Origin of the sequence: Streptomyces sp. NRRL B-3229 (assembly GCF_000719505.1) — a bacterium.
Taxonomy (GTDB): Bacteria; Actinomycetota; Actinomycetes; order Streptomycetales; family Streptomycetaceae; genus Streptomyces; species Streptomyces griseorubiginosus.
Window position 1 is genome coordinate 134234 of the sequence record NZ_JOGP01000011.1, and the last position, 15452, is coordinate 149685.

Annotated in this window: 14 protein-coding genes; 7 read left to right on the top strand and 7 right to left on the bottom strand. The window is 71.6% G+C overall.

The window, feature by feature from the left end:
- Positions 1-19: 19 nt before the first annotated feature.
- From IF54_RS0119665 to IF54_RS0119680, 4 genes are read right to left on the bottom strand one after another with little or no spacing between them, the layout of a single operon-like run.
- The gene (locus IF54_RS0119665; RefSeq protein WP_030320406.1) at positions 20-646 is read right to left on the bottom strand and encodes a GTP-binding protein; all 627 of its coding nucleotides are present in this window, start codon (positions 644-646) and stop codon (positions 20-22) included.
- Positions 627-1031: a DUF742 domain-containing protein gene (locus tag IF54_RS0119670; RefSeq protein ID WP_030320407.1), complete on the bottom strand. Its 405-nt coding sequence runs from the start codon at positions 1029-1031 to the stop codon at positions 627-629. The genes IF54_RS0119665 and IF54_RS0119670 overlap by 20 nt, the downstream gene beginning before the upstream one ends.
- On the bottom strand, positions 1028-1531 hold the full coding sequence (locus tag IF54_RS0119675; protein WP_020136616.1) for a roadblock/LC7 domain-containing protein: 504 nt from the start codon (positions 1529-1531) through the stop codon (positions 1028-1030). Before IF54_RS0119675 ends, IF54_RS0119670 begins: the two co-directional genes overlap by 4 nt.
- The gene (locus tag IF54_RS0119680) at positions 1528-4347 is read right to left on the bottom strand and encodes a nitrate- and nitrite sensing domain-containing protein (RefSeq protein ID WP_030320408.1); all 2820 of its coding nucleotides are present in this window, start codon (positions 4345-4347) and stop codon (positions 1528-1530) included. The genes IF54_RS0119675 and IF54_RS0119680 overlap by 4 nt, the downstream gene beginning before the upstream one ends.
- A 372-nt stretch (positions 4348-4719) precedes the next feature.
- On the opposite strand from IF54_RS0119680, the gene IF54_RS0119685 reads away from it, so the two are divergent.
- Entirely contained in the window at positions 4720-5508 is a 789-nt protein-coding gene (locus IF54_RS0119685) for a protein phosphatase 2C domain-containing protein (protein WP_030320411.1), read from the top strand.
- A gap of 225 nt (positions 5509-5733) precedes the next feature.
- Here the strand turns inward: IF54_RS0119685 and IF54_RS0119690 are convergent, their stop codons facing one another.
- The gene (locus tag IF54_RS0119690; RefSeq protein WP_030320413.1) at positions 5734-6228 is read right to left on the bottom strand and encodes a MarR family winged helix-turn-helix transcriptional regulator; all 495 of its coding nucleotides are present in this window, start codon (positions 6226-6228) and stop codon (positions 5734-5736) included.
- A 232-nt stretch (positions 6229-6460) separates the two neighbouring features.
- On the opposite strand from IF54_RS0119690, the gene IF54_RS0119695 reads away from it, so the two are divergent.
- Positions 6461-7327 (top strand): lysozyme, encoded by an 867-nt coding sequence (locus IF54_RS0119695; RefSeq protein WP_030320416.1) that lies wholly within the window; start codon positions 6461-6463, stop codon positions 7325-7327.
- Positions 7328-7406: 79 nt separating this feature from the next.
- Here the strand turns inward: IF54_RS0119695 and lon are convergent, their stop codons facing one another.
- Positions 7407-9821: an endopeptidase La gene (lon, locus tag IF54_RS0119700; RefSeq protein ID WP_030320418.1), complete on the bottom strand. Its 2415-nt coding sequence runs from the start codon at positions 9819-9821 to the stop codon at positions 7407-7409.
- A 179-nt stretch (positions 9822-10000) separates the two neighbouring features.
- Between lon and IF54_RS0119705 the strand changes: the two genes are divergently transcribed.
- Positions 10001-10657: a GNAT family N-acetyltransferase gene (locus IF54_RS0119705; RefSeq protein WP_030320422.1), complete on the top strand. Its 657-nt coding sequence runs from the start codon at positions 10001-10003 to the stop codon at positions 10655-10657.
- A 246-nt stretch (positions 10658-10903) separates the two neighbouring features.
- Entirely contained in the window at positions 10904-11731 is an 828-nt protein-coding gene (locus IF54_RS0119710) for a GNAT family N-acetyltransferase (RefSeq protein WP_030320424.1), read from the top strand.
- A 56-nt stretch (positions 11732-11787) separates the two neighbouring features.
- Here IF54_RS0119710 and IF54_RS0119715 read toward each other — a convergent pair whose 3' ends face one another.
- The gene (locus tag IF54_RS0119715) at positions 11788-12588 is read right to left on the bottom strand and encodes a rhomboid-like protein (protein ID WP_030320429.1); all 801 of its coding nucleotides are present in this window, start codon (positions 12586-12588) and stop codon (positions 11788-11790) included.
- 150 nt (positions 12589-12738) lie between these two features.
- On the opposite strand from IF54_RS0119715, the gene IF54_RS0119720 reads away from it, so the two are divergent.
- From IF54_RS0119720 to IF54_RS0119730, 3 genes are all read left to right on the top strand, one after another.
- Positions 12739-13416, top strand: a complete 678-nt coding sequence (locus IF54_RS0119720) for a spermidine synthase (RefSeq protein WP_030320431.1) — start codon at positions 12739-12741, stop codon at positions 13414-13416.
- 123 nt (positions 13417-13539) lie between these two features.
- Complete coding sequence (locus tag IF54_RS0119725) at positions 13540-14277, top strand: response regulator transcription factor (protein WP_030320433.1); 738 nt, start codon at positions 13540-13542, stop codon at positions 14275-14277.
- Complete coding sequence (locus IF54_RS0119730; protein WP_030320436.1) at positions 14274-15380, top strand: HAMP domain-containing sensor histidine kinase; 1107 nt, start codon at positions 14274-14276, stop codon at positions 15378-15380. The genes IF54_RS0119725 and IF54_RS0119730 overlap by 4 nt, the downstream gene beginning before the upstream one ends.
- Positions 15381-15452 lie beyond the last annotated feature (72 nt).

Consider the following 15452-nt stretch of genomic DNA (forward strand, 5'->3'; position numbering starts at 1 on the left):
GGTGGCTCCTAAAGATGGACTACTCGGGGGTCTCGTCCAGCGCGTGGCCGACGAGGGACAGCAGGGTCTCGATCACCGAGATCCGCCGCCGCGCGTCCATGATCATGACGGGTATGTGCGCGGGGACCGTGAGCGCCTCCCGCACGTCCTGCGGGTCGAACAGCTCGCTGCCGTCGAAGTGGTTGACCGCGACGACGTACGGCAGTCCGCAGCTCTCGAAGTAGTCGAGCGCGGGGAAGGAGTCCTTGAGGCGGCGGGTGTCGGCCAGGACGACCGCGCCGATCGCGCCGCGCACCAGGTCGTCCCACATGAACCAGAACCGCTCCTGGCCGGGGGTGCCGAAGAGGTAGAGGACCAGGTCGTCGTCGAGCGTGATGCGGCCGTAGTCCATGGCCACGGTGGTGGTGACCTTCTCCGGGGTGCCGGTGAGGTCGTCGACCTGCTCGCTGGCCTCGGTCATCAGCGCCTCCGTCTGGAGGGGCTCGATCTCCGAGACGGTGCCGACCAGGGTGGTCTTGCCGACGCCGAAGCCGCCGGCCACGACTATCTTCGTGGCGACGGGCGCCCGGGTGCGGTCCGTCTGCCAGGACTTCAGGTTGTCGTCGGTGTCCTCGAGAGCGAGGTCCCTAAAGGCGACGGAGTCCACTCAGCACCCTTTCCAGCAGAGCGCGGTCGGGACGGCCCGTACCGTGAGCGGTACCGGTGCCGTACACACGGATCTTTCCCTGGTCCGCGAGGTCGCTGAGCAGCACCCGGACCACGCCGAGCGGCATCTTCAGCAGCGCGGAGATCTCGGCCACCGTGCGCATCCGGCGGCACAGTTCGACGATGGCCCGCAGTTCCGGCATGACCGACTTCAGCGAACCGTTGGTCAACTCCCGGCGCTCCTCGGGCGCTTCGAGCGCCGCCACGAAGGTCTCGACCAGGAGGACGTGACCGAAGCGGGTGCGGCCGCCGGTGAGGGAGTACGGCCGTACGCGCGCGGGTTTGCGTTCGCCGCCGCGGACGGGGAGGTCGGGCCGGTTCGTCATCGGGCGCTCCCTGTCCCCTCGTTCTCCAGCGACTGCCGTAGCTCGCTGCGGAGTTCGGGGGTCAGGACGTGTCCGGCGCGGCCGACGAACAGGGCCATGTGGTAGGCCACCACGCTCATGTCGCAGTCCGCCGAGCCGTGCACGCCGAGCAGCGAGCCGTCGCTGATCGACATCACGAACAGGCTGCCGTCGTCCATCGCGATCATGGTGTGCTTCGTGGAGCCGAAGTCCATGAGCTTGGCGGCACCGAGGGTGAGGCTGCCGATGCCGGAGACGATGGTCGCGAGGTCGGCCGACGAGCCACGCGGGCCGGCGGGTTTGCCCTCCCGGGCCTCACGTGCCTCCGCGTTCCGATCGGCGTCGGAGGAGAGCAGGAGCAGGCCGTCGGAGGAGACGACTGCGACCGACTGGACGCCGGGTACCTCCTCCACCAGGTTCGTCAGCAGGAAGTGGAGATTGCGGGCCTCACGACTCAGTCCGAAGGTACTGGGCGCGGTCAACTGCTTGCCTCCTCGACTGTGCCCCCCGTGGCTTCTTCGGATGCGGTGCGGTGTTCTGCGGCCGGCAGCTTGGTCTCGCCGGTTCGTTCCTTGATCTCTGCCTCCACGTCCCGGTGACCGGCCTCCGCCCCCCGGCGGAAGCCGCCCAGCCTGCGGCGGAGTGCCTCGGCGTCCACCGACGCGTTGCGTCGGCGCGGGGCCGGGGCGGTGGGCGTGGTGATCTTGGGCGTGCGCTTGGGGAGACCCTTGTCGGTGAGGGGCTCTTCGTCGGCGCGGTGCTCCTCTTCGGCGCGGGTGTGTTCGGTCTCGATCTCGGCGGCGGGTGCGGGTGCCTGCGGGTCGTGCGGTGCGGCTTCCGGGGTCTCCTGAGCCGGTACCGGTACCAGCAGCTCCATCGTCGTCTCGGCCGGGGACTCCGGCGCCTGTGCGCGTACGGCCTGCTCGGCCGGGGACTCCGGCGCCTGTGCGCGTACGGCCTGCTCGGCCGGGGACTCCGCCTGTGCGCGTACGGCCTGCTCGGCCAGCGCGACCAGGGGGTCGCCCTGGTCGCCGTGGCTGCCCGGGTCGGCCTGCTCGCCCCGGTCGCCTTGTGAACGGCCGCTGAGGACGTTGGAGTTGACCTCCGCGTCCGCGCCCGGCAGGGCGAAGGTGTGGGTGGTGCCGGTCGCCGGGGTGTCGGCAGCCGGTACGGCCGATGCGGGCGCGGCGGAGAGCAGGGGCCCCGGGAGGACGACGACCGCGGCCACGCCTCCCTGCTTCTGCTCGCGCAGCTGCACGCGGACGCCGTGCCGGTGGGCGAGGCGGGCCACGACGTACAGGCCGAGGCCGAGGCCCTCGTCGCCCTCGTCGTACGACTCGTAGGCGGTCTCGGGATCGAATGCGGCGAGGCGGGAGTTGAGGGTGGTCATGCGCTCGGCGGTCATGCCGATGCCCTCGTCCTGGACGGAGAGCATGACCTCGCCGCTCTCCAGGAGCCAGCCGGAGACCTCGACGGGCAGGTCGGGCGGGGAGAACGCGGTGGCGTTCTCCATCAGTTCGGCCAGCAGGTGGGAGAGGTCGTCCGCGGCGAAACCCGCCACATGGGCATGCGGCGGCAGGGCGGCGATGCGGACCCGCTCGTAGCGCTCGATCTCGCTGACCGCGGCCCGGACGACGTCGACCAGCGGGACCGGACCCGCGCTCTGCTGAACGTGTTCCGTGCCGGCCAGGACGAGGAGGTTCTCGCTGTGGCGGCGCATGACCGTGGCGAAGTGGTCGAGCTTGAAGAGGGTCGCGAGGCGCTCGGGGTCCTGCTCGCGCTCCTCCAGGTTCTCGATGACGGCGAGTTGGCGTTCGACGAGGCCGAGGGTGCGCAGCGCGAGGTTGACGAAGGTGGCGCCGATCGTGCCCCGCAGGCGCGTCAGCTGGGCGGCGGACTCGGCGAGTTCGCCCTTGAGCTGCTCGCGGGCGTCGGCCATCCTCTGGCGCTGGCCGACCAGGTGCTTGCGGTCGGCCTCCAGCGTGGTGATCCGCTCGGCGAGGGCGACGGCGTGCGCGTGCAGGGCGTTGACAGAGCGGACGACCTGGGCGAACTCGTCGTTGCGGCCGGTGAAGGAGACCGCTTCCTCGGTGGTCGGGTCCTCGGCCCCGGCGAGCCGCGCGGAGCCCCGGCGCAGCACGGACAGCGGGCGGGTGAGGGTGCGGGCCATGGCGGTGGCGATACCCACGGCGAGCAGCATCAGCGCGCCGAGTATCGCGACACGCAGCTCCAGCGCGGTGACGTCGTCGTCGCGCAGCTGCTCCAGCGCCTTGACCCGGCGGTCGAAGAGGGCCGACTCGGCGCCCCGCATCAGGTCGACGCGGGCGGAGAGGGCGTCGTCGAGCTTGGCGGTGCTGGTCCCGAGCTCGCTGCCGGAGAGGGTGGGCTGGTCGGTGAGGGCCGCGAGGTACTTGTCGGCGGAGTTGACGTCCGGGCCGGTGACCGTGGAGTCGAAGCTGGCCTTGGCGGCCGCGGGGGCGGACTCCTGGAAGTCGGCGAGAGCCGCGTCGGAGCGCAGCCGGGCCTGCTGGGCGGCGGCGCTGAGCGCGTCGCGCTGCTTGGCGTCGGCGGCCGAGGTGACCTTCTTGGTGTCGGTCAGGCCGGTGAGGGGGTTGTAGACGCTCTGGGTCGTCGTCGGCACGCTGAGGGCCGCGAGCAGCAGTCCGCGGGTGGCGGCGGCCTGCTGCACCGCAGAGTCGAGCTCGGCGAGGGCGTAGGCGCCGGAGCCCGCGCGGGGCGGTGTCCTCGCGGCCAGGTCCTCGGCGAGCCGGTGCAGCTCGGTGACGGCGGCCGAGTAGGCGTTGTGCGCCTCCAGGGCGGTGGACTTCCCGGTGAGGGCGGAGTGCCGTACGGCGGCGATGTCGTCGAGGTCGCCGCGCAGCGCCGGGGAGAGGTCGGTGTCGGCGCGCAGTTCCTCGATCTGGCGGTCGACGCGGGCGCTCGACTGCTCGCCGGGCGCCTTGGACTTGGGCCGGCCGGCGGCGATGTAGGGGGTGACCTCGTCGCGTTCGTCGGCGAGCGCGTGGGCGAGGTCGAGCGCGTCCTGGGTCTGCTCGGCGAGCGTCACCAGGTCCTGGGAGTCGTGGAGGTCCCCGGACGCGGTGACCAGGGAGGGGACGCCGGCCCCGGCGATCGCGGCGGCCACGACGGCGACGGCGAGAATCAGCCGGGTGCGGACATGGGTGGGGCGGCCCTTGCCGACGGGGGTCTCGGGGGCGCCGGGCGCGACGGGTGCGCGCTCCGCTTCCGTGCCGGAGGCCGTCTGCTTGCCTGTGCGACGAGGCCGCGTCTTCTGCACCGCTGCTCGCATTCCTGAACTCGTGAAACCCATGGGCCCGGAGTGACGCTCCGTCAACTGGTGTGCACACCGGGGTGCGATTCCCGACCCTCCCAGCGCCGGTGGGCGGTGGGCGAGCATCGCCTGAGCCGCCACCCGAAGGAGTGAACCCCGTCGGGGAGTTGGCGGGCAAGTTCCTGGGACACGCGCGCGTGTCGGGTCCGGTGGGCCGGTTGGACGCCGGGGAGAACCGATGGCAGGATTCGCCACCACGTCGGGCCGGAGTGCGCCAATCCCTCCTAAACCAGGCGCCTGACCTGCGCGTGTGCGTCAATTCCGCGACCGTTGCCGGGCTTTGGCGAAGCTTGTGAAGGGGTCGTGCAGACTGGCCGAATGCGTACGGAACTTGTCACGGAGCCCGGGGATGCCCAGCGGCCCAACGAGGACTTCGCGAGTGTCGCCCTGCCCGCGTCGGGGCGGGGCGGAGTGCTGGTCGTGCTCGACGGGGTGACACCGCCGCGGAGCGGGACCGGGTGTCTGCATTCGGTTCCCTGGTTCACGGCCCGGCTCGGCGGGGCGCTGACCGAACTGGCCGTTTCGCTCAGGGATGTTCCGCTGGTGGAGGTGCTGTCGGGGGCCATCGTGCGCACAGCTCGGTCACATGGTGAAGGTTGTGACCTTTCTCACCCACGCACGCCCCAGGCGACGGTGGCGATCGCACGGTGGTCGCCGTCGGCCGTGGAGTACCTGGTCCTGTCCGACTCGATGCTGCTGGTGGAGTCCCCGGGCGGGGTGGTGACACCGGTGCTGGACGACCGGCTGGCGCGCATCCCGCGCGCCGCGCTGGCCACGGACGCGCTGGTCGACACCCACCTCCGCAACAAGGAGGGCGGCTTCTACACGGCGGCCGCGGATCCCTCGGTGGCGGAGCGCTCGGTGACGGGTTCTCTCCCCCGCGCCGAGGTCCGCGCCCTGGCCGCGCTCACGGACGGCGCGGCCCGCTGGGTGGAGCGCTTCGAGGAAGGCACCTGGACCGACTGCCTCACGTTCGTACGCCGGCACAGCGCGCAGGCCCTGGTGGACCGCGTACGAGAACTGGAACGCGAGGACGCGGAGGCACGCGTGCGCTTGGGCCGGGCCAAGACCCACGACGACGCGACGGTGGTTTACGCGGAGCTGTGAGGGCGGGGGCCTGGGGGCTGATCGGGGGTACGCGCGGCTGCTCGACCGGGTGCGCGGCAGGAGACCCGGCGGGGCACCGCGGGCCGGCTCTCTTCGGCGAGCGGCTCGGCCCCTGACGCCGGACGCCTCGACAGGCGCAGCGGATCACCCGACCGGCCGACGCGGACCGCCTCACCCCGTGCCATCGGCAACCTGACCCGCCGCTCGGGCGAGTCGCAGACGCGGTTACTTCTCCATGCCCCGGTTCAGCTGGTGCAGGAGGCGGGCCAGTTCCGTGACCTCGGCCGGGTTCCAGTGGGCGAGGCGGCCGGCGTAGCGGGCGCGGCGGGCGTCGCGGACGCGGTGCACCCGGGTGCGGCCCTCCTCCGTGAGGTCGACGAGCCAGGCCCGGCCGTCCGCGGGGTCCGGTTCGCGGGCAACCAGGCCCAGTTCCTCCAGGGCGCGCAACTGGCGGGACATCGTGGCCTTGCCGACGCCGATGTACCCGGCCAGTTCCGTGGCGCGCTGACGGCCGCATTCATCCAGACGGATCAGCAGGCCGTACGCCGCCGACTCCAGGTCGGGGTGGACCTCGCGGGCCATCTCCCCCTGGTTGGCCCGGGCGCGCCGCAGCAGGACGGTCAACTCGCGTTCCAGCGCCAGGAATCCGGGCTGGTCCACACCGCTCGGCGGGGCGTCGGCCGCCCCCCGGCCCCCGCCACCCTTTCCGTCTTCGTGCACGTCAGCCCCTGCCTCGGATTTCCCGGTTCTGAAAGTTTGCGCCAAATTGCGCCGTAGCCGCAGCTCCGTAAGTATTTCGCAGGGCTAGACCAACGGCAGCAACCGGTCCCTCTTCCCAGCCGCTCACAGCCGTGCGTAGCTTCTTGACCGGGCGATGTCTGGCATGCCCACGCCACACACCCCGGCCGGGTGTTCCCCCACCGAGCATCACCGAGCCCTTCGGAGGCCCGCCATGCCCGTGCACAGACCCGGATCCCCCCGCCCACGGCGCGCGTTCCTCGCCGGCGCCCTCATAGCCGTATGCGCGCTGGTTCCCATATCCCCGGCGTCGGCCGAGCAGTCGCCCGACGCCACAGCCAGCACCACGACCAACACCCCCGTCATCCCCACCACCCCCGCCCGCGGCACCGCCCGCATGGGCATGGGCGTCGCCGCCCACGACGGGCAGGACGGCCTGCCCACCGGCACCCGTGCCGCCCAGACCGAGGGCGTCGACGTGGCCAGCTACCAGGGCAACGTCTCCTGGACGACGCTGTGGAACAGCGGAGTCCGCTGGTCGTACAACAAGGCCAGCGAGGGGACGTATTACACGAACCCCTACTTCTCCCAGCAGTACACCGGCGCCTACGGCGTCGGCATGATCCGCGGCGCGTACCACTTCGCGACCCCGGACACCACGTCCGGCGCAACGCAGGCGAACTATTTCGTCGACCACGGCGGCGGCTGGTCCGCCGACGGCAGGACCCTGCCCGGCACCCTCGACATCGAGTGGAACCCGTACGGCGACACCTGCTACGGCAAGACCACGAGCGGGATGGTCAGCTGGATCCGCGACTTCCTGAACCAGTACAAGGCCCGCACCGGCCGCAACGCCGTCATCTACACCTCCACCACCTGGTGGTCCCAGTGCACCGGCAACTACGCCGGCTTCTCCGCCAACCCGCTGTGGATCGCCCGGTACGCCTCGACCGCCGGAACGCTGCCGGCGGGGTGGAGCACCTACACGATGTGGCAGTACACGTCCTCCGGGCCGACGGTCGGCGACCACGACAAGTTCAACGGGGCGCCGGACCGCGTACAGGCGCTCGCCAAGGGCTGACGCGCCCTCTCTCCGACACGGCGAAGGCCCGGGCCTCCCTCACGAGAACCCGGGCCTTCACCTCATCCGGAGGCGCCCGTCACGCCGCCACCGGAACCTCCGGCGCCGCCCCGTTCACAGCCGGGGACAACGCCAGCTCCAGGACCTGGCGGACGTCGGTGACGGCGTGGACGTCGAGCTTGTCCAGCACCTCCGCCGGGACGTCGTCCAGGTCGGCCTCGTTGCGCTTGGGGATGATGACGGTGCTCACCCCGGCACGGTGCGCGGCGAGCAGCTTCTGCTTCACCCCGCCGATCGGCAGCACCCGGCCGGTCAGCGAGACCTCGCCGGTCATCGCCACGTCCGTGCGGACCAGGCGGCCGCTGAGCAGCGAGGCCAGTGCCGTCGTCATCGTGACGCCCGCGCTCGGCCCGTCCTTCGGGACCGCGCCCGCCGGGAAGTGGATGTGCACGCCCCGGTCCTTGAGGTCGGCGACGGGCAGCTCCAGCTCGGCGCCGTGCGACCTGAGGAAGCTCAGCGCGATCTGCGCGCTCTCCTTCATCACGTCACCCAGCTGGCCGGTCAGCGTCAGGCCCGCCGCGCCCGTCTCCGGGTCGGCCAGCGACGCCTCCACGTAGAGGACGTCCCCGCCCGCTCCGGTGACCGCGAGTCCGGTCGCCACACCCGGGACCGCCGTACGGCGCTCCGCCGGGTCCTGGGCCGACTCGGGCACGTGGTGCGGCCGGCCGATCAGGGCCCGCAGGTCGTCGGCGCCGATGGTGAACGGCAGCTCCCGCTCGCCCAGTTCGTGCTGCGCCGCGACCTTGCGGAGCAGCCGGGCGATCGAGCGCTCCAGGGTGCGCACGCCCGCCTCGCGGGTGTACTCCCCCGCGAGCTTGCGCAGCGCGCTCTCCTCCAGCGTCACCTCGTCCTGGTCGATGCCCGCTCGCTCCAGCTGGCGCGGGAGCAGGTGGTCGCGGGCGATGACGACCTTCTCGTCCTCGGTGTAGCCGTCGAGCCGGACCAGCTCCATACGGTCGAGCAGGGCCTCGGGGATGGCCTCCAGGACGTTCGCCGTGGCGAGGAACACCACGTCGGACAGGTCGAGTTCGACCTCCAGGTAGTGGTCGCGGAAGGTGTGATTCTGCGCCGGGTCCAGGACCTCGAGGAGGGCCGCAGCGGGGTCGCCGCGGAAGTCGGAGCCCACCTTGTCGATCTCGTCGAGCAGGACGACCGGGTTCATGGAACCGGCCTCCTTGACGGCCCGCACGATCCGGCCGGGCAGCGCGCCGACGTACGTACGGCGGTGGCCGCGGATCTCGGCCTCGTCGCGGACGCCGCCGAGGGCGACGCGGACGAACTTGCGGCCCATGGCGTGCGCGACGGACTCTCCGAGGCTGGTCTTGCCGACACCGGGCGGGCCGACGAGGGCCAGCACGGCACCACCGCGCCGCCCGCCGATGACACCGAGGCCCCGGTCGCTGCGGCGCTTGCGCACCGCCAGGTACTCGGTGATCCGCGCCTTCACGTCCTCCAGGCCCGCGTGCTCGGCGTCCAGGACCGACTTGGCGCCCTGGATGTCGTAGGCGTCCTCGGTCCGCTCGTTCCAGGGGAGTTCGAGGACGGTGTCCAGCCAGGTGCGGATCCAGGAGCCCTCCGGGGACTGGTCGCTGGACCGCTCCAGCTTGTCGACCTCCTTGAGGGCGGCCTCCCGCACCTTCTCGGGCAGGTCGGCGGTCTCTACGCGGGCGCGGTAGTCGTCGGACTCCTCGCCGTCCTGTTCGCCGTTGATCTCGCGCAATTCCTTGCGGACGGCTTCCAGCTGACGGCGGAGCAGGAACTCGCGCTGCTGCTTGTCGACGCCCTCCTGGACGTCCTTCGCGATGGTCTCGGCGACGTCCTGCTCGGCGAGGTGGTCGCGCAGCTGCTGGGTGGCGAGCTTGAGGCGGGCGACCGGGTCGGCGGTCTCCAGCAGCTCGACCTTCTGTTCGGTGGTCAGGAACGGCGAGTAGCCGGAGTTGTCGGCGAGCGCGGACACGTCGTCGATGGCCTGCACCCGGTCCACGACCTGCCAGGCGCTGCGCTTGCGCAGCCAGGCGGTGGCGAGGGCCTTGTACTCCTTGACCAGTTCGGCGACATGACCGGGCAGCGGTTCGGGGACGGTCTGCTCGACCGTGGTCCCCTCGACCCACAGGGCGGCGCCCGGGCCGGTGGTCCCCGCACCGATCTTCACCCTGCCCCGGCCGCGGATGAGGGCGCCCGGGTCGCCGTCGGCCAGCCGGCCGACCTGCTCGACGGTGCCGAGCACACCGGTACTCGCGTAGGTCCCGTCGATCCGTGGCACCAGCAGGACCTTGGGCTTGCCGGGTTCCGAACGGGCGGCGGCCTGGGCGGCCTCCACCGCGGCGCGGACGTCGGCGTCGTTCAGGTCCAGCGGCACCACCATTCCGGGCAGCACGACCTCGTCGTCGAGCGGCAGCACAGGCAGAGTGAGCGGTGTGGACGTCGAAGCCATGATCTCCCCTTCGGCAGTCAAGTTGAGCTATGCCGACTCAATGCACGTGAGCCTTCGAATGTTCCCCACGCGCTTTCCTGTTCGCTGTGGGCGATCACCGCTGTCGGGGCCGGCACCCCGGCCCCTATCGTGACACGGGTAATAGGCAGAATGCTCGAAAGACCATTACAGGGGGTTCGGTGGGCGGGATCGTGCAGGCATGGGTGGACGGCTGGGTCGTGTCCCGCGGGGCCGCCCCGCCGCAGCGTGAGGCCTGGGGGTTCACCGTGGACGTGGGGCAGATCGCGCAGGTCTCGCGGCATGTTTTCGACGCGCTGGGCGACGAGGTGGACGAGGGCGCCGTGCGCAAGGTCGCGGACGCGGTGACGGGCGCCGGGGTGTGGCTGAAGGTGTTCCAGGACCCGGAGACTGTCGGCGCATGGCTGGGCGAGGGCTGGTGGGCGGACCCCGAGCCCGGGTATCTGATGACGGTTCCGCTCGGAGGCGCGCGAGCGGAAGCCGGCGTGCCCGACGGTTACCGCACGCGCGTGTGGTCCGTCGGCGGCGTCACGCGCGTGCTCGTCGCCGCGCCCGACGGCTCCCTCGCCGCTCGCGGCCAGGTGGCCCCGACCGGAGCGAGTGCCGTCTTCGACCAGATCGAGACCGTGACGGCCCATCGGCGGCGGGGGCTGGGCAGCGTCGTCATGCGCACGCTCCAGGCCGCGGCGGCCGGCACGGGTGCGCGGACCGGTGTACTGGCGGGGACGCCCGCGGGCCGGGGGCTGTACGAGTCCCTGGGCTGGCATGTGCAAGCTCCGCTCACCAGTGCGAAGTTCGTCGGACCGAACGCCGGGTGACCGCCCGTCACCGCCCGCCGGAAACTCGCGGGCGGCCCGTGACGGCCTCTGTCATGCTGCGCCGGTGATCGCCCCGCCGTCTCCGGTGGAGCCTGCCGGCCGCACAGCGGACAACACCCGGCCACGGCCGGCTCTTCCCGGCCCGGGAAAGGGCCGCCGCCGGGACGTCCCGGCCCGGGGACCGGCGCCCGCGGCACGACCGACCGAGAGACCGAGAAACCGAGAGAACACGGGGAACGACCGACCATGACCACCGCCTCCACCGCCTCCACCGCCTCCACCGAAGCCGTACAGCCCCTCCTCTCCGCCTACGACGACCAGATGCGCGCCGCTCCCCCGACCCCGCCCGTCGGCGTGACGTACGAGCAGGACGGACCCCTGCTGCGGATCGTCGGCCAGTTCCGTGGGTTCGTGAGCGGGCCGCGCGACCTCGGCGTGACCGGTGCCGCGCTCGACGCACTCATCGTCCGCCAGCGCGACTTCTTCGCGGCGCGCGGTGAGGCGCTGGAGTGGAAGACCCGGACCCACGACACCCCGGCCGACCTCACCGAGCGGCTCCGCGCGGCGGGTTTCGTGCCCGAGGAGCGGGAGACGGTGCTGATCGGCCTGGCCTCCGAGATGGCCGTGGGAGAGCCCGCGCTGCCGGACGGCGTGACCCTGCGCCGGGTCACGGCCGACGCGGACATGCGCCGGATCGCCGCGATGGAGTCCAAGGTGTGGGGCCAGGACTGGAGTTGGCTCGCCGAGGACCTCGTCGGCCGGGTCGCCGCCGCGCCGGACGAGATCGCCGTGTACGTGGCCGAGGCGGACGGCGAGGTGGTGTCCGCCGCGTGGCTGGCGTTCCGCGCGGGCACCGAGTTCGCCAGTCTGTGGGGCGGCTCCACACTCGCCGAGTGGCGGGGCCGGGGCATCTACCGGGCCCTGGTCGCCGTACGCGCGGCTCTCGCCGCCTCCCGCGGGGTCACGTATCTGCACGTGGACGCCTCGGACGACAGCGCCCCGATCCTGCGCCGCCTCGGCTTCCACGCGGTGACCACGACGACGCCGTACGTCTGGACACCGCCGGGCAGTTGAAGCGACCGCGGCTGCCCTCCGGCGTCCACGGCGTCGCCTACGGCGGTCGTGCGGTCCTAGTCGGCCAGGAGCCCATGCCGGGCGCGGTGCCACCGGCGTACCAGCGGCCAGGTCGCGATGCCGGTCAGGAGGGCTATCGGGTGGCCCCAGTCGGTCAACGGGTCGGTGAAGGCGAGCAGGTCGGTCGCCAGCTCCCAGCCGAAGAGGGCGAGCAGCGGCCACCGCAGCCAGGGCCGGAGGAGTCCGGCGAGCGCGCCGAGGCTCGCGGCGACGCCGAAGCTGACGCCGTAGTCGAGCCGGTGCAGCGAGGAGGCGGGGAGGTGACCGGCCAGGACCGCGACACCTACGGGGACCTCCGTCGCGAGGGTCGCGCCGATGTGCCCGAGCAGGAAGACGGCGGCCGTGCGCATCCCGCCGATCCTGCGCTCCAGCGCGGTGAGGACGAACAGCAGGGCGATGGCGTACGGGGAGAGGATGCCGCCCGCGATCCACAGCGCACTGGCCACCAGCACCAGCAACGGCGTCCGCACCAGGTGGGCCACATCGGTGCTGGAGCCCTGGTGCAGGGTGTGCACGAGGGCGGGGCTCAGACGCGCCGAGACGAGCGCGACCGCGACCAGGACGGCGCCGTAGCCGAAGGTGAACGGGGTCCCGGTGGGCGTGGGGAACAGCCGCCGACCGCGCGGGACGCCGAACCGCCTGGTGGGGACGGTCGTTGCCGCTTCCCGTGGCTCGGCGGTGGCCTCCTCCGCCGCACTCCGCTGCCGGGGCATGCCGTCGAGCAGGACGGCGACATCCGGGAGGCGGTCGTCGGGAGGGGACCCGTCGGGAGGAGCTGCGGGGGCGGTCCGTTCCAAGGTGAGCTGCTCCTTCCGGTTCGCCCTCAGCCTTCGCGCCCGACCCGCCCGCTGTCTGTGACCCGCGCCACCCTGGACCTGATTCACAGTGACTTCTCAAGAACCTGTAATTCGTTCGGCCCGCCTCGCCCTCCCTGCCAGGATGGGCCGATGCCCACCTCGTACGACATTCCCGAAGTCCTGGACCGTCGCGAGGGCCCCTACGGGGAGGTCGTCCTGCGGCGCCACGGCGAGTTGCTCCAGATCATCGCCAACGGCTGCTTCCTGATGGACACCTCCGACGGGCGCTCGGAGCGGATCCTCGTCGACGCGGCGCTCGGTGCGCTGGACGACCGCCCGGACCCGCACGTCCTGATCGGCGGTCTGGGCGTGGGCTTCTCGCTCGCACACGCCGCCGCGAATCCGCGGTGGGGCCGGATCACGGTCGTGGAGCGGGAGCCGGCCGTCATCGACTGGCACCGCGCGGGGCCGCTCTCGGCGCTCTCCGCGCGAGCGCTGGCCGATCCGCGGACGAACATTCTGGAAACGGATCTAGTCGGATTCGTCAATGAGACATGCGCCACTTTTGACGCGCTCTGCCTCGACATCGACAACGGTCCCGACTGGACGGTCACGGACGGCAACCACGGCCTCTACGCGCCCGCCGGACTCACAAGCTGCGCAAGGGCGTTGAAGCCGGGCGGGGTACTGGCGGTGTGGTCCGCCAGACCATCAGCGGAATTTGAGGGATCCCTAGCAAATGCCGGGTTCCAGCAGGTACGTACCGAGGAGATCCCCGTTGCCCGGGGCGTACCCGACGTCGTACATCTCGCCGTCCGACCTGGATAGCAAAGGGGTGATGACTCCCCGTACTCTGCTTCCCTACGCCGATCATTCAAGCGTCAATCGCAGTCATGCGCAGACAAGGAATCACCCCACATGGTTCCGGAAAGCACTCCCCAGGGGCGGGCGATGGAGCAGACACACACCTCCCAGAACGGCACGACGGCCACCCAGGGCGCACAGCGCCGAGTCCTGGTCGTCGAGGACGATCCGACGATCGTCGACGCCATCGCGACCCGCCTGCGCGCCGAGGGATTCCTCGTGCAAACGGCGGTCGACGGTCCGTCGGCGGTCGACACGGCCGAGGCCTGGCAGCCCGATCTGCTGATCCTCGACATCATGCTGCCCGGCTTCGACGGTCTGGAGGTCTGCCGACGCGTGCAGGCAGCCCGCCCGGTGCCGGTGATGATGCTCACCGCGCGGGACGACGAGACCGACATGCTGGTCGGACTCGGCGTCGGCGCCGACGACTACATGACCAAGCCCTTCTCGATGCGTGAGCTGGCCGCGCGCGTGCACGTCCTGCTGCGGCGGGTCGAGCGGGCCGCGCTGGCCGCCGCGACCCCCAGAAGCGGCATTCTCCGGCTCGGCGAGCTGGAGATCGACCACGCGCAGCGCCGGGTCCGGGTGCGCAGCGAGGACGTCCACCTCACCCCGACCGAGTTCGACCTGCTGGTGTGCCTCGCGAACACCCCGCGCGCGGTGCTCTCCCGTGAGCAGCTGCTCGCCGAGGTCTGGGACTGGGCGGACGCCTCCGGCACCCGCACGGTCGACAGCCACATCAAGGCACTGCGCCGGAAGATCGGCGCCGAGCGGATCCGCACGGTGCACGGCGTGGGCTACGCCCTGGAGACGCCGACGCCATGAGCGAGGGTCCGGCAGGCCGGAGAGGTCCCAGGGAGGCCTGGGGGGGCGTCAGCCCGTTCTCGATCAAGACGAAGCTGGGCGCGCTGGTCGTCATCGCGGTCCTCATCACCACCGGGCTGATGATGATCGCGATGCGCACGGCGACCGAGCTGCGCTTCATCACGGTCTTCTCGATGATCGCCACCCTGCTCATCACGCAGTTCGTGGCGCATTCGCTCACCGCGCCCCTGGACGACATGAACGCGGTCGCCCGGTCCATCTCGCACGGCGACTACACCCGCCGGGTCCGCGAGAACCGCCGGGACGAGCTGGGCGACCTGGCCCAGACCATCAACCGCATGGCGGACGACCTGGAGGCCCAGGAACGCCAGCGCAAGGAACTTGTGGCAAATGTCTCCCACGAGCTGCGCACCCCCATCGCGGGCCTGCGCGCCGTGCTGGAGAACATCGTCGACGGGGTCACCCAGGCCGACCCCGAGACCATGCGCACGGCCCTCAAGCAGACCGAGCGGCTCGGCCGGCTGGTGGAGACCCTGCTGGACCTGTCCCGCCTGGACAACGGCGTCGTGCCGCTGAAGAAGCGTCGTTTCGAGGTGTGGCCGTATCTCTCGGGCGTGCTGAAGGAAGCCAACATGGTCGCCACCGCGCGCGCGGGCATCGCCTCAGGATCCGGCAGCCACACCCGCAACGACGTGCATCTGCACCTCGACGTGACGCCGCCGGAGCTGACCGCGCACGCCGATCCGGAGCGCATCCACCAGGTGGTCGCCAACCTGATCGACAACGCGGTCAAGCACAGCCCGCCGCACGGCCGGGTGACGGTCAAGGCGCGGCGCGGGGCCCTGCCGGAATCCCTTGAGCTGGAGGTCCTCGACGAGGGCCCGGGCATCCCGCGCTCCGAGTGGCACCGCGTCTTCGAGCGGTTCAACCGCGGTCAGGTGCCGCGGCCGCACGGTCCGGGCAGCGACGGCGGCACCGGGCTCGGGCTGGCGATCGCCCGCTGGGCGGTGGATCTGCACGGCGGCCGGATCGGTGTGGCCGAATCCGAGCGGGGTTGCCGGATTCTTGTCACCCTTCCAGGGCTTCCCTCTCTGCCAAGTTGACGTAAAGTTCGAAGCGGAGCCACAAGATCCATCTCTGTTCCGCGCTGACGGACACGTGTGATCAGGCAGAGG

What these genes read in the sequence shown, in the direction of transcription:
- IF54_RS0119670 (WP_030320407.1), bottom strand. Translation starts at nt 1,031, where the DNA reads ATGACGAACCGGCCCGACCTCCCCGTCCGCGGCGGCGAACGCAAACCC.
- IF54_RS0119685 (WP_030320411.1), top strand. Translation starts at nt 4,720, where the DNA reads ATGCGTACGGAACTTGTCACGGAGCCCGGGGATGCCCAGCGGCCCAAC.
- IF54_RS0119695 (WP_030320416.1), top strand. Translation starts at nt 6,461, where the DNA reads ATGCCCGTGCACAGACCCGGATCCCCCCGCCCACGGCGCGCGTTCCTC.
- lon (WP_030320418.1), bottom strand. Translation starts at nt 9,821, where the DNA reads ATGGCTTCGACGTCCACACCGCTCACTCTGCCTGTGCTGCCGCTCGAC.
- IF54_RS0119710 (WP_030320424.1), top strand. Translation starts at nt 10,904, where the DNA reads ATGACCACCGCCTCCACCGCCTCCACCGCCTCCACCGAAGCCGTACAG.
- IF54_RS0119720 (WP_030320431.1), top strand. Translation starts at nt 12,739, where the DNA reads ATGCCCACCTCGTACGACATTCCCGAAGTCCTGGACCGTCGCGAGGGC.
- IF54_RS0119725 (WP_030320433.1), top strand. Translation starts at nt 13,540, where the DNA reads ATGGAGCAGACACACACCTCCCAGAACGGCACGACGGCCACCCAGGGC.
- IF54_RS0119730 (WP_030320436.1), top strand. Translation starts at nt 14,274, where the DNA reads ATGAGCGAGGGTCCGGCAGGCCGGAGAGGTCCCAGGGAGGCCTGGGGG.